General features: G+C 35.5%; 9 protein-coding genes and 2 pseudogenes. All 11 read left to right on the top strand.

The genetic code is table 11. The annotated features are described in order from the left end of the window. The first annotated feature begins 78 nt into the window (after positions 1-78). The gene (gene nrdI / locus BG05_RS24365) at positions 79-438 is read left to right on the top strand and encodes a class Ib ribonucleoside-diphosphate reductase assembly flavoprotein NrdI (protein ID WP_000959445.1); all 360 of its coding nucleotides are present in this window, start codon (positions 79-81) and stop codon (positions 436-438) included. Beyond that, positions 425-1,123: pseudogene (locus BG05_RS24360) on the top strand (ribonucleotide reductase N-terminal alpha domain-containing protein); the annotation flags it as partial. The gene nrdI and the pseudogene BG05_RS24360, both read left to right, overlap by 14 nt. Positions 1,124-1,524: 401 nt before the next feature. Continuing rightward, positions 1,525-2,910 (top strand): annotated as a pseudogene (locus BG05_RS24355) (ribonucleoside-diphosphate reductase subunit alpha); the annotation flags it as partial. Between the two features lie 94 nt (positions 2,911-3,004). Further along, positions 3,005-3,973 (top strand): class 1b ribonucleoside-diphosphate reductase subunit beta, encoded by a 969-nt coding sequence (gene nrdF / locus BG05_RS24350; RefSeq protein WP_002011508.1) that lies wholly within the window; start codon positions 3,005-3,007, stop codon positions 3,971-3,973. Positions 3,974-4,397: 424 nt separating this feature from the next. Beyond that, on the top strand, positions 4,398-5,747 hold the full coding sequence (locus BG05_RS24345; protein WP_003188225.1) for an APC family permease: 1,350 nt from the start codon (positions 4,398-4,400) through the stop codon (positions 5,745-5,747). A 182-nt stretch (positions 5,748-5,929) separates the two neighbouring features. Further along, entirely contained in the window at positions 5,930-7,210 is a 1,281-nt protein-coding gene (locus BG05_RS24340; protein ID WP_003188223.1) for a Glu/Leu/Phe/Val family dehydrogenase, read from the top strand. Between the two features lie 18 nt (positions 7,211-7,228). Further along, positions 7,229-7,519 (top strand): SAV0927 family protein, encoded by a 291-nt coding sequence (locus tag BG05_RS24335; protein WP_000762559.1) that lies wholly within the window; start codon positions 7,229-7,231, stop codon positions 7,517-7,519. Positions 7,520-7,546: 27 nt separating this feature from the next. Further along, complete coding sequence (locus tag BG05_RS24330) at positions 7,547-7,795, top strand: biotin/lipoyl attachment domain-containing protein (RefSeq protein ID WP_002011502.1); 249 nt, start codon at positions 7,547-7,549, stop codon at positions 7,793-7,795. A gap of 144 nt (positions 7,796-7,939) precedes the next feature. Beyond that, a complete protein-coding gene (locus tag BG05_RS24325; protein WP_002186350.1) occupies positions 7,940-10,069 on the top strand; it encodes a sigma 54-interacting transcriptional regulator in 2,130 nt (709 codons plus the stop codon). A gap of 269 nt (positions 10,070-10,338) precedes the next feature. Further along, complete coding sequence (locus BG05_RS24320; protein WP_002186349.1) at positions 10,339-11,832, top strand: aldehyde dehydrogenase family protein; 1,494 nt, start codon at positions 10,339-10,341, stop codon at positions 11,830-11,832. After that, a complete protein-coding gene (locus BG05_RS24315; RefSeq protein WP_002188891.1) occupies positions 11,833-13,206 on the top strand; it encodes a putrescine aminotransferase in 1,374 nt (457 codons plus the stop codon). Positions 13,207-13,368 lie beyond the last annotated feature (162 nt).

The following is a 13,368-nucleotide window of genomic DNA, read 5'->3' as shown; positions in this document are numbered from 1 at the left end:
TTTTGAAACGTAATACAATATATAGAGAAATCAAGAAACGACATACAGAGAATATAGATTGGAGAGGGAGGGTCGGAAATGTTAGTTGCATATGATTCTATGACAGGAAACGTGAAGCGTTTCATTCACAAATTAAATATGCCGGCCGTTCAAATTGATGAAGCTCTAGTATTAGATGAAGACTTTATTCTTATTACGTATACAACAGGTTTTGGAAATGTACCGGAACGTGTTTTAGACTTTTTAGAACGCAATAATGAAAAATTAAAAGGCGTATCTGCAAGTGGCAATCGTAATTGGGGAGACATGTTTGGTGCAAGTGCTGACAAAATCTCTACTAAATATGAAGTGCCTATTGTATCAAAATTTGAGTTATCTGGAACAAATAATGATGTAGAATATTTTAAAGAAAGGGTGCGGGAGATTGCGACACATTGAACTGAATAATGAAATCACGCAAATGCAGGACGGTTTTTATCAGCTTCATAAAGATAAAGAGGCGTTAGAAGTCTTTATGGAAGAAGCTAGAGAGAATACCGTTCATTTTAATAGCGTGGCAGAGCGAATGGAGTATATGAAAGAACATGATTACTATTACAACGTTCTGGACGAGTATAGCTTGGAGGAAGTAGAAGGAGTTTATAACATCGCTTATGGTGAAAACTTCGAGTTCCAATCTTATATGGCAGCATCTAAGTTCTATAAAGATTATGCGTTAAAAACGAATGATCAAAAACAATACTTAGAAAGCTATGAAGATCGTGTAGCAATTGTGTCATTATACTTAGGACGCGGTGATGTTGCGAAGGCAAAACACTTCGCAAGCATGATTGTAAAACAAAACTACCAACCAGCGACACCAACCTTTTTAAATGCGGGAAGAAGCAGAAGAGGAGAAATGGTGTCTTGTTTCTTGTTAGAGATGGATGATAGCTTAAATTCAATCGGCTTTAACATTAATACTGCAATGCAATTATCGAAAATCGGTGGTGGAGTAGCTTTAAACTTATCTAAGCTACGCGCACGTGGTGAACAAATTAAAGGTATTGATAACGCCGCAAGTGGTGTAGTACCTGTTATGAAATTACTTGAAGATTCGTTTTCGTATGCGAATCAGTTGGGTTAACTTTATGGCTCAACTATAAAACCAGGTCAATTGCTGGAACGCCTGAGTATATCAAGGTAGGATACTACGAAGAAATTACGTAGCGAACCCTGAAAATCCAAGATTGCAGGAAATCAGCAGCCGAGCTCCTAAATTTATTAGATAAGGAGAAGGTTCAACGACCAAGTGGCTATGTAGGTGACTAAGTAGCTCGAACCTGGCTTCTCAAAACAACCAAATTCAAAGGGTGTATACAGTTATTATAGTTTATGCCATATTCATGTGCATCAAACATATGATAAATGGTTAAATGAAGAATTTGGCGAGAAGAAGATATGGTCTGAACTCTATAGCGATATAGAGAGGATAGCAGAAATGACTATCCCCCATACGTTTTGACGATATGGAGTAACAATATGCAACGAAAAGGTGCAGGTGCAGTATACTTAAACATTTTCCATTGGGATATTATTGAATTCCTTGATACCAAAAAAATAAATGCCGATGAGAAGAGCCGTATTCAGTCTCTATCAATCGGAATTATCGTTCCAAGTAAGTTCTTTGAGCTTGCTGAGAAAAACGAACCTTTCCATGTTTTCGCGCCTTATACAGTATTTAAAGAGTACGGAAAACATTTAGATGATATAGATATCGACGAAATGTACGATGAATTAATGAGCAATCCGAAAGTGAAGAAGAAGCCATTAGATATTAGTGCGCGTGATATGCTGATTAAAATTGCTATGATTCAGCTTGAGTCTGGTTACCCATACTTAATGTTTAAATCAAATGCAAATAACCAGCATCCACTGAAGGATATTGGAACTGTGAAGATGTCGAACTTATGTACAGAAATCTTCCAGCTACAAGAAACTTCTGAAATAAATGATTACGGTACAGAAGACATTATCCGCCGTGATATTAACTGTAACTTAGGATCGTTAAATATCGTAAACGTAATGGAAAATAAAGAAATTCGTGAAGCAGTTCATGCGGGAATGGAAGCTTTAACAGCTGTTTCTGATATGACGATCATTCCGAATGCCCCAACTGTGAAAAAAGCAAATGATGAGCTTCATTCAGTTGGACTTGGAGCAATGAACTTACATGGATATTTAGCAAAAAATAAAATCGCTTATGAAAGTGCTGAAGCGAAAGAATTCGCTCGTACATTCTTTATGATGTTAAATTACTACTCGATTGAGAAAAGTATGGAGATCGCTAAAGAAAAAGGCGAAACATTTAAAGACTTCGATAAGTCTGATTATGCAAACGGCACATACTTTGAAAAGTATGAAACGACAGATTACAGCCCAGTAACTGAAAAAATTCAGCAATTATTTGAAGGAATTCATATTCCAACAAAAGAAGATTGGACAAGTTTAAAAGAGCAAGTACAGAAGAATGGTTTATACAACTCATATCGTCTTGCAATCGCTCCGACACAATCGATCAGTTACGTTCAAAATGCAACTTCAAGCGTAATGCCAATCGTAAGTCAAATTGAATCAAGAACGTATGCGAATGCGACAACATATTATCCAATGCCGTATTTATCAAAAGATACGTTTTGGTACTATAAATCTTCTTATGATATGAATCAGTTTAAATTAATTGATTTAATCGCAGAAGTTCAAGAACATATTGACCAAGGAATTAGTACAATTCTTTATGTTAATAGTGATATTTCAACACGTGAGTTAGCACGTTACTACATTTATGCACATAAAAAAGGCTTGAAGAGTCTTTATTATACGAGAACACGTAAATTAAGCGTGGAAGAGTGCGTGGCTTGTACCGTTTAATATAAAAAGTGAGACATTATGAGCAGGGTTTTTCTGAACCCTGCTCATGCTTAGTTATCAATTTTTTATGTTTATTTAGAGAAGGGGCGATTTAATGCGTGCGGTAAACTGGAACAAAAAAGAAGATGATTTTAGTTTAATGTTTTGGAAGCAAAACATCGCTCAGTTTTGGACAGAAGAAGAAATCGCAGTATCTTCTGACAAAAATACTTGGGCACAATTATCAAAAGAAGAGCAAATTGCTTATAAGCGTGTATTAGGTGGTTTAACACTTTTAGATACGAAACAAGGTGGCGAAGGGATGCCTCTTGTACTTGTTCATCTTGAAAATTTACAAGCGAAAAGTGTATTAGCTTTCATGGGCGCTATGGAAGAAGTACATGCGAAGAGTTACAGTCATATTTTCACAACATTAGCTACTGAAGAAGAAATTGATGATATTTTTGAATGGGTAGATAACCATCCATTACTTGAGAAAAAAGCTGGTATTGTTACTAGTTACTATCGTCGCTTATTAAAGCCTGAAGTAACGAAAAAAGAGTTATACATGGCAATGGTAGCAAGTGTGTTCTTAGAAAGTTACTTATTCTATAGTGGATTCTTCTATCCACTTTACTTAGCGGGTCAAGGTAAATTGACGGCAAGTGGTGAGATTATTAACCTAATAATTCGTGACGAGTCAATTCACGGCGTATTCGTTGGTATTTTAGCACAACAAATCTTCACAGAACTTTCTGCAGAAGAGCAACAAGAAGTACAAACGGAAACGCAAGAGTTATTAATGGAACTGTATGAAATTGAATTGGCATATACAGAAGAAATTTACACTTCTATCGGTCTTGTAGAGGATGTAAATCGTTTCGTTCGTTACAATGCGAATAAAGGACTTATGAACTTAGGACTTGAGCCGAAGTTTGAGGAAGAAGAAATTAACCCAATCGTTTTAAATGGTTTACGTACAGATACGAAAAACCATGACTTCTTCTCTGTAAAAGGAAATGGTTACGTAAAAGCAACGAATGTTGAAAAGTTAGCAGACGATGACTTCGTATTCAATTTTTAATATAGTGTTATAGAAAAAGCTGTCTTTATAGAAAAGACAGCTTTTTTGCTATGAATAGTTTACATAATGTTATTATTTCATGGAAATATTTTAATCTTGTAAAAGCCCAATTTTTGAGGAAGTGGGAATCAAGAAAAAACACGGATTAAGGTTTTATTTTCATATTTAGTCGTATGAGAGATTGAATAATTTATGTCAAAATGAATAAAAAATGAGAAGAAATGAGGTCTAATTCCACCTATACGTTCTTTTTAATATTGAATTTTTAAACTCTAGAAATTTTGGCTTAAAAATTGCATGAATATTTAAAAAGCAACAAAAAGGGAGGTAGTACTCGGTGTGATATATGGTTATTTGAAAACGCTTCCTTTTGATTGTCGATTTTTAAATGGAAATTAGATAGAGAAAGTAGGAGGAATGATAGGTGGGGAAAGTAGTTGGTTTAAAACGTTCATTAGGGCTTTGGTCAATTGTTATGCTAGGGGTCGGGTATATGACACCGATGGTTGGGTTTGACACATTTGGAATCGTTTCTGAAAAAACGGGTGGTCATGTTCCAGGAGCTTATCTTATTGCATTAGCGGGGATGTTGTTTACCGCTGCAAGCTACGGAAAAATGGTAAAGGCTTTTCCTACCGCAGGATCTGCTTATACGTATACACAGAAGACAATTAGTGCAAGGCTTGGGTTTCTTGTTGGATGGTCCGCGTTATTGGATTATTTGTTTCTACCAATGGTGAACGCACTATTAACGAGAATTTATATGTCAGCATTTTTCCCAAGTGTTCCTAGTTGGGTATGGGTCATTGGCTTTGTTCTCCTGGTTACATTAATAAATATGATTAGCGTAAATGTTACTGCTAATTTCAATACGTTCTTAGTAATATTTCAAGTGTTAGTAATGGCCGTATTTGTTTTTCTAGTTATAAAAGGCTTATTAGCGGGAGAGGGAACAGGAGAAGTTTTTTCCATTCAGCCGTTTTTTCAATCAGATATACAAATATCACCGTTAGTTGCAGGTGCAACAATTCTTTGTTTCTCATTTTTAGGTTTTGATGCAGTAACTACATTTTCAGAAGAGACACCAAACGCAAAAAAAACAATTCCTCGAGCTATTTTTCTTACTGCTTTAATCGGCGGAGTTTTATTCATTACTACAACGTATTTTACACAATCTATTTTTCCAGATACATCTGTATTTAAAAATCAAGAATCAGCATCCCCAGAAATTGCGCTATATGTTGGCGGGAAATTATTTCAAGCTTTCTTTTTAGTAGGAACCCTTATGGGGACACTTGCGTCTGGTTTAGCTTCTCATACAAGTGTATCCAGGTTATTATACGTAATGGGGCGAGATAATGTAATTCCGAAGAAAATATTCGGATACATTCATCCTCGCTGGAGAACCCCAGTATATAATATTATTTTTGTAGGAATTATTTCGCTCTTCGCTATATTCATTGATTTAGAAACAGCAGCATCTCTTATTAACTTTGGAGCGCTTATTGCATTTACATTTGTTAATTTGTCTGTAATTTCTTACTATATAATCAAGAAAAAAAGATATAAGAAGATAAAAGATTTCTTAAATTACTTAGTTATGCCTATTTTGGGTGCTGCTACTGTAGCCGTACTATGGTTTAATCTCAATATCCATTCACTTATTTTGGGACTTTGCTGGGCTGCTATTGGAATTGGGTACCTTCTATATGTTACAAATATGTTCCGTTCAGCTCCTCCGCAAATGCATTTTGAAGAAGCACAGGAAATATAAAAAGAAAAAGGCATCGGATAAGTTCCGATGTCTTTTTTTATATTTGATAATCATGCAGCATTGCATAAGTCACTCAAAGATTCATAAGTAAAGGGGATGACACGATATGATTAACGTAGTATTTTCACTTGGCACGATTATTGCTTTGTACAATTAGTAAAAGTATAAAGAGGGGTGTTATCGTGCCGATTCAATCAGAAAAACATACAAATACAGTTGAAGTTGAAAATCCTTTAGAGGAATTTCAAGCTATATTAAAAGAGGCGCTTCATTTTTTAAGTTATCCAGACGAAGTATTCGAATTTCTGAAAAAACCAATGCGTTTTTTAGAAGTAAGCATTCCTGTTCGAATGGATGATGGAACAACAAAGGTATTTCAAGGGTATCGCGCTCAGCATAACGACGCAGCAGGGCCAACAAAAGGTGGTATTAGATTTCATCCAGATGTTACGGCAGAAGAAGTAAAAGCACTTGCTGGCTGGATGAGCTTGAAATGTGGAGTGACAGGACTGCCATATGGAGGCGCAAAGGGCGGGATTATTTGTAATCCACAGGAGTTGAGTTTTAGAGAACTAGAGTTACTGAGTCGTGGGTATGTAAGAGCAGTAAGTCAAATTGTGGGGCCGACGAAAGATATTCCAGCACCTGATATGTATACAAATGCGCAAATTATGGCTTGGATGCTAGATGAATATGACCATATCAGGGAGTTTGACTCTTCAGGCTTTATAACCGGGAAGCCATTAATGCTAGGAGGATCACAAGGGCGGGAAACAGCAACGTCTAAAGGTGTATTGTATACACTTCAGTTAGTAAGTGAGTTAAAACAAATTCCGCTACAAAATATGCGAGTTATTATTCAAGGGTTTGGGAATGTTGGAGGTTATTTGGCAAAATATTTATATGATATTGGTGTGAAAGTAGTCGGGGTATCAGATGCTATAGGAGGAATTTATAATCCAGACGGTCTAGATGTTCCTTATTTACTAGAAAACAGAGATTCTTTCGGTGTAGTATCGAATCTCTTTAGTAAAACAATTTCTAATCAGGAGTTGTTAGAAAAAGAATGTGATGTACTCATTCCGGCGGCAATTGGAGGAGTCATTACAAAACATAATGCAGGAAAGCTTGGATGTAAGATTATCATTGAGGCTGCAAATGGACCAACAACAAAAGAGGCGATAACCATGTTAGAAGAAAAGGGAATTTTGGTTGTTCCAGATATTTTAGCAAACTCTGGTGGCGTGATTGTTTCATATTTTGAATGGTGTCAAAATAACCAAGGATATTACTGGACGGAGCAATATGTTGATCAATGTTTAAAGGAGAAAATTACATCTAGTTTTTCTAACGTACTTGATACTTCTAAACGCTTTGGAGTAAATATGAAAATTGCTGCCTATATGGAAGGGGTTCGCAAGATTGTAGAAGCATCGCGCCTAAGAGGTTGGTTGCATTTTTAACCTAAAGGGAGGGCTAAAATGAAACTGGATATTTTATTAGAAGAAGTGGAGAGACAACAAATCGGTTATTACTGTATTGTGTCGAATAGTCATCGTTACGATATAGCTGTTACGTATTCGCAACAGTTTCTTGGAAAAGCAATGGTTACCTCAATTCAAAATGGGAGAATGGTTTTATTAAGCCAAGAAGATATTGGAGAGGAACAATATTGGGCAACAAGGCTAGGCATTGAGGTAGAGGACATAGAAGAGTTTCAAAGCTTTTTCTATATGATTCTTCAGTCACAAAGGTTAGAAGAACAATATTAATAGAATAAAAGAAAGGGATGATTGATTATGTATTATGATATTATTACGAGTCCGTGTTATGGAATAATTGAAAAAGTGTCTATCGATAAGGATTCTCGAATTTATGAATGGGAGCCATTATTCGCTATTAAAGATATGAATGGTAAACTGGAAGTAATTAAGATGGGATGTAGTGGAGAAGTTCAATCTTTAGAAGTAGAAGCGGGAGATAAAGTAATTCCAGGTATGGTATTAGCTTATATTCAAGAAGATCTTTTCGTTAGTGGTAGTGATTAATGATAGAACTATGAGGAAGATGGAGGCACTCATCTTCCTTTTTTTATTAAATAAAGAAAGAAATGTTTTATTTTCAGATTAATTAAAAAAATCTGTATTTAATGATACAATACAAATTAAATAGTTCAAAGGAGGAATAGCAGAATGTTTTCCATCGCTCATACAAAAATTAGACCCATAGTTTCTCTACCTATCGATCAATCTGAAAAGGAATGGCATATAGATGTTAAAAATATAAAAGAATCGTTTCTATTTTTAAAAAGAGGAGAGAAATTATTTGCATACGTTCATGTGAAGGATCTGCTATCAAATAGTAAGGAATTAACTTCTAAGCTATTACTTTCAAATGCTGTTTCACTAGATACAATATGTCATCTTAGTAAAGATATTTCTTTAACAGCTCTTTTTCAAATTATTGGAGCGCCGATTGCCATAGTAAAAAATGAAGTGGATGAGCTAACAGGATATATAAGAAGAGAGGATGTTTTTGCAGAACTATTTAAACAAGAAAATCAGAGTGTTGATATATTGAAAATTATTTTAACGTCTATTCCAATGGGGATTTTTGTAGTAGATCGAGAAAAGAAAATTGTAAATTGTAATGAATCTGGTTTGAAGATGATTAAATCGACTCCTGAAAAAGTTATGAATGTACCAGCAGAACTGATTTTTAATGGAGAACACATTAATAACGTATTTACAAAGGGAAAAACGATTTTGAATCAATTACAAATCACAAATGAGATGGGTGTATTAGTTGACTATAGTCCGATTCCAAACTTTGATCAAAGTATTGAAGGAATGGTTATTATTGTGCAAGATTTGCCGATGGTCGAGGACATGGCGATGGAAATTGAATATATAAAGGATTTAAATAAAGATTTACATGCAATTTTGTCTAGCATTTATGATGAAATATTAGTTGTTAATCATAAAGGGGAATTAATTCGTTATAGTGAAACTGTTATCAATGATTTTTGGGGGAGTAATTTGAAGGACTTGTTAGGAAAAAATCTTTTAGACCTAGAAAAGAAAGGATTATTTAGTCCATCGGTTACGCGATTAGTGTTGGAAAAACAAAAAAAGGTATCAGTTGTACAAGAAACAAAAAGCGGAAGAAAAATATTAGCAGTTGGAAACCCTGTATTTAATGAAAACGGAGAGCTTCATCGTATTATTATTGCCTCCAGGGATATTACCGAAGCAACGAGATTGAAGACGGAATTACATGAAATAAAGAAGATATCAGAGCAATATAAGAAGGAGTTAGATGACTTTAAAAATAAAGATCGTTTTCTTAAGAAGCTTATTTACTGTAGTCCGAAAATGGAGCAAATTATTAACCAAGCTAAAAAAATAGCAGATTTTTCTTCCAATGTTCTTATTTCTGGAGAATCTGGCGTCGGAAAAGAAGTAATTGCTCAGGCAATTCATCAACTTGGAAACCGATCTTCAAAGCCATTTTTAAAATTAAATTGTGGTGCAATTCCAGAAACTTTGTTAGAAAGTGAACTATTTGGTTATACGAAAGGTGCTTTTACAGGAGCCGATAAAAATGGAAAAGAAGGATATTTTAAGCGGGCGGATCAAGGTATTTTATTTTTAGATGAAATTGGAGAAATGCCTTTACATTTGCAAGTGAAATTGCTTAGAGTCCTACAGGAACAAGAAGTAATTCCTATTGGAAGTACAATCCCTACGAAAATAAATGTACAAATTATTGCTGCTACAAATAAGAGTCTTGAAAAGATGGTGGAATCTGGAACATTCCGTGAAGATTTGTTTTATCGGCTAAATGTAATTCCGTTGCGAGTGCCTCCTCTACGAGAGCGAATGGAAGATGTTCCGGTACTTGCCTTTCATTTCTTGCAACAGTTAAATGAAAAATATAATAAAAATTATCATTTAACTCCAGATGCGCTTAGCTTACTAGAGTTTTACTCATGGCCAGGAAATGTACGTGAATTACAAAATATGATTGAACGTTTAGTAGTATCAGCAGACGATCCAGTAATTGAAGCGGAGTTTGTTAGTAAGTTTTTAACAACTGGTTATGACTTTAAAAAATCAAAACCAGTTATTACAAGAGTATTACCATTACAAGAAGCGCTACATTCTGTAGAAGAACAATTGATTTTGCTTGCAATGAAGCAGTATAAAACAACGACTAAGGCTGCAAAAGCTCTTGGAATCAGCCAATCTTCAGTGAGTCGTAAATATCAAAAAATTGTTAGTGAAAAAGGGATAGCGGCTGATATCATCTCTTATTCCTAAAAAAGGAGAAGGTCACATAGACTTCTCCTTTTTGTGTGCGCTCAGCATGTGCATATTCTCTAGGAGTCAAGTCCCGAGTGGTGAAGGCGGTAGCAGAAATGATTAACATTCCGTTTTATGCAAAATGGAATAGTGTATGCGAGAGTGCATAAATTGTTTATTGTTTTTAAGAAAATAGTCAGTTTATGTATGATTCCTTTGGATTTTAAAGATTGGCATGAAAATTGCTTATAAATATATAAACGATCGATGAAGGGGGATTCAATATAGTGCTAGATTTAAAAATGTATGTAAACGGTGAATGGAGAGAGTCTAGTAATCAAGAGAAAAGAACGATTATTAACCCTGCGAATGGCAAGGGTATAGCATATGCACCTGAGGGAACGATTGAGGATGCAAAATACGCGATAGAAGTGGCAAGAACGGCTTTCGATAGCGGAATTTGGTCAGCAACATCCACTGCTGAAAGGGCATCATATTTATTTAAAATAGCAGATGAAATTGATAAAAATATGGAAGAATTAGTGTACCTTGAAACAATGGATAATGGAAAAATGTACCGTGAGGCAGAAGGAGATATTGGAGATGCAGCGGCTTGTTTTCGCTATTATGCCGGATTGATTACAAAGCCAGATGGTCAAACATATCATGTAGCCGATCCGATGCAAGCGATGGTTGTAAGAGAGCCAGTTGGTGTTTGTGGATTAATTGTTCCATGGAATTATCCGCTATTGATGAGTGTATGGAAAATTGCACCTGCTTTAGCAGCTGGAAATACCATTGTGTTTAAACCTTCTGAAGTGACACCAATCACTGCAACAAAGCTATTCGAAATCCTTGAAAAAGTAGGGCTACCAAAAGGTGTTGCCAATATGGTAATGGGGGCCGGTCCAATAGTAGGAAATGAAATTGCAGCGAGTAATAAAGTGGATATGATTTCCTTTACAGGTGGAACAAAAACAGGTAAGCACATTATGAGAACAGCGGCTGATAATATGAAAAAGATTTCGTTAGAACTTGGAGGAAAATCTCCAAATATTATTTTTGCAGATGCAGATTTTGAGACCGCTATTGATTATGCTCTATTCGGTATTTATGCAGGTAGCGGACAAGTATGTTCAGCAGGATCAAGAATCCTTGTCGAAGAAAATATTTATGATAAATTTGTTAATAGTTTTGTAGAGCGAGCACAGCAAATTAACGTTGGGCCTGGTGATAATCCAGAATCAGAAATGGGGCCACTTGTAAGTCAAGAACATATGGAAAAAGTATTACGCTATATTGAAATTGGGAAAGACGAAGGTGCAAACGTTGCTTGCGGAGGTAGACGAATAATGGAGGATGGAAAAGGTGATGGTTTCTTTATTGAACCAACAGTCTTTGTCAATGTAAAACCTGATATGCGCATTGTCCAGGAAGAAATCTTCGGTCCTGTTGTAGTAATTCAAAAGTTTAAAGACGAACAGGAAGCAATTGAGTTGGCAAACGGTACAGACTATGGTTTGGCTGGAGGAGTATTTACAGTCGATGGTGCAAAAGCAATGCGTGTGATTCGCAAACTTCGCGCAGGAATTACGTGGATTAATAGCTATCATCCAACATACAATGAGGCGCCTTGGGGCGGATATAAGCAAAGTGGTATAGGTCGTAGTCTAGGAACGTTTGGTTTAGAAGAATTTCAAGAAATTAAGCAGATTAATATAAATCTAGAAGTAGAACCTATTGGTTGGTTTGCAAATAAAAAAAATGTAGAGGTGAATTAGATGGAAACGAACGTGAAAAATAAATTGAATGAGAAAGAATCAAATGTAAATGAGTATATTACGAAAGTACTACAGTTAATTGAAAAAGAAAAGGTTACTGAAGAAGAGGCAAACTGGATTCAAAAAGAAACAGTAGATGGATTTAGAGAGCATGTAAACCCTGGTTTTCTTGCTTATAGAAAAACAGTAACAAAAGATGGACAATTTGCAGCAGTAGAATGGTCAGATGAAGGATCTTGCTTCATGGATATTAATGGTAAAAAGTATATTGACTGTTTAGGTGGATTTGGAATTTATAATGTTGGTCACCGTAATCCGAAAGTGGTAAAAGCTGTAACGGATCAATTAAAGCGTCAAGCATTGCACAGTCAGGATTTACTAGATCCACTTCGAGCAATGCTTGCAAAGATTTTAGCGGATATTACACCTGGTGATTTGAAATACGCCTTCTTTACAAACAGTGGTACAGAAAGTGTGGAGGCAGCACTAAAACTAGCAAAAATGTATAGTGAACGAACAACGTTCATTGCTACAACGCGTGCTTTCCATGGTAAGAGCCTTGGTGCTTTATCTGGGACGGCAAAAGGAATGTTCCGTAAGCCATTTTTACCATTAATTCCGGGTTTCCGTCATGTTCCGTTTGGCGATATTGATATGATGAGAAAAACATTTGAGACATGTGCATTAGTGGGCGAAGATGTTGCAGCAGTTATTTTAGAACCAATTCAAGGAGAGGGCGGTATTATTTTACCTCCAGAAAATTATTTGAAACAAGTACGAGAGCTTTGTGATGAGTTTGGATCACTCCTTATCTTTGATGAAGTACAAACTGGAATGGGACGTACAGGAAAAATGTTTGCTGCAGAATTATATGATGTCGTGCCGGATATTATTTGTCTTGCGAAGGCGTTTGGTGGAGGTGTAATGCCAGCGGGAGCTATTGTTGCGAAAGAAACAGTATTCAAAAGTTGGTTTGAAAATCCATTTATGCACACAACGACATTTGGAGGAAATCCACTTGCATGTGCTGCTGCAATTGCAACAATCCATGTTTTATTGGAAGAGAAATTACCGGAACGAGCTATGGAAGTTGGGGAGTATTTCTTAAAAGGATTGAAACAAGCAGCAGAAGGACACGAAGATAAAATCTTTGAAATTCGTGGTCAAGGTTTAATGATTGGGATTGAATTCCATAAAGACGAGATTGGTTATGAAGTGTCAAAGGCGATGTTTGATCAAGGAATTCTTGTTGCGGGAACATTAATTAATTCAAAAACTATTCGTATTGAACCATCCCTTACAATTAGTTATGAAGAAGTAGATACAGTTATTAATACGTTTAAATCTGTGCTAACTCAAGTAAAAGTAAAATAAATTTTGTATAAGGTTATATGTGAATTCAAACGATTGAAACTATAATTAGAATAGATTTACCTGTATGTTATTACAGGAAGGCAGTGTAACGAAAAGTTACACTGCCTTTTTATTACATTTTTTATTGTAAGTATTTACATATAATTTGTCTTAGTGTACTAT

Origin of the sequence: Bacillus mycoides (assembly GCF_000832605.1) — a bacterium.
Taxonomy (GTDB): Bacteria; Bacillota; Bacilli; order Bacillales; family Bacillaceae_G; genus Bacillus_A; species Bacillus_A mycoides.
The sequence above is the reverse complement of the archived record's forward strand: the minus strand, read 5'-3'. Positions and strand labels throughout refer to the sequence as shown.

Bases quoted from the DNA above. Each gene is read 5' to 3' on its own strand.
- nrdI (WP_000959445.1), top strand. From the start codon at position 79: ATGTTAGTTGCATATGATTCTATGACAGGAAACGTGAAGCGTTTCATT.
- BG05_RS24335 (WP_000762559.1), top strand. From the start codon at position 7,229: ATGAAACTGGATATTTTATTAGAAGAAGTGGAGAGACAACAAATCGGT.
- nrdF (WP_002011508.1), top strand. From the start codon at position 3,005: ATGCGTGCGGTAAACTGGAACAAAAAAGAAGATGATTTTAGTTTAATG.
- BG05_RS24325 (WP_002186350.1), top strand. From the start codon at position 7,940: ATGTTTTCCATCGCTCATACAAAAATTAGACCCATAGTTTCTCTACCT.
- BG05_RS24330 (WP_002011502.1), top strand. From the start codon at position 7,547: ATGTATTATGATATTATTACGAGTCCGTGTTATGGAATAATTGAAAAA.
- BG05_RS24315 (WP_002188891.1), top strand. From the start codon at position 11,833: ATGGAAACGAACGTGAAAAATAAATTGAATGAGAAAGAATCAAATGTA.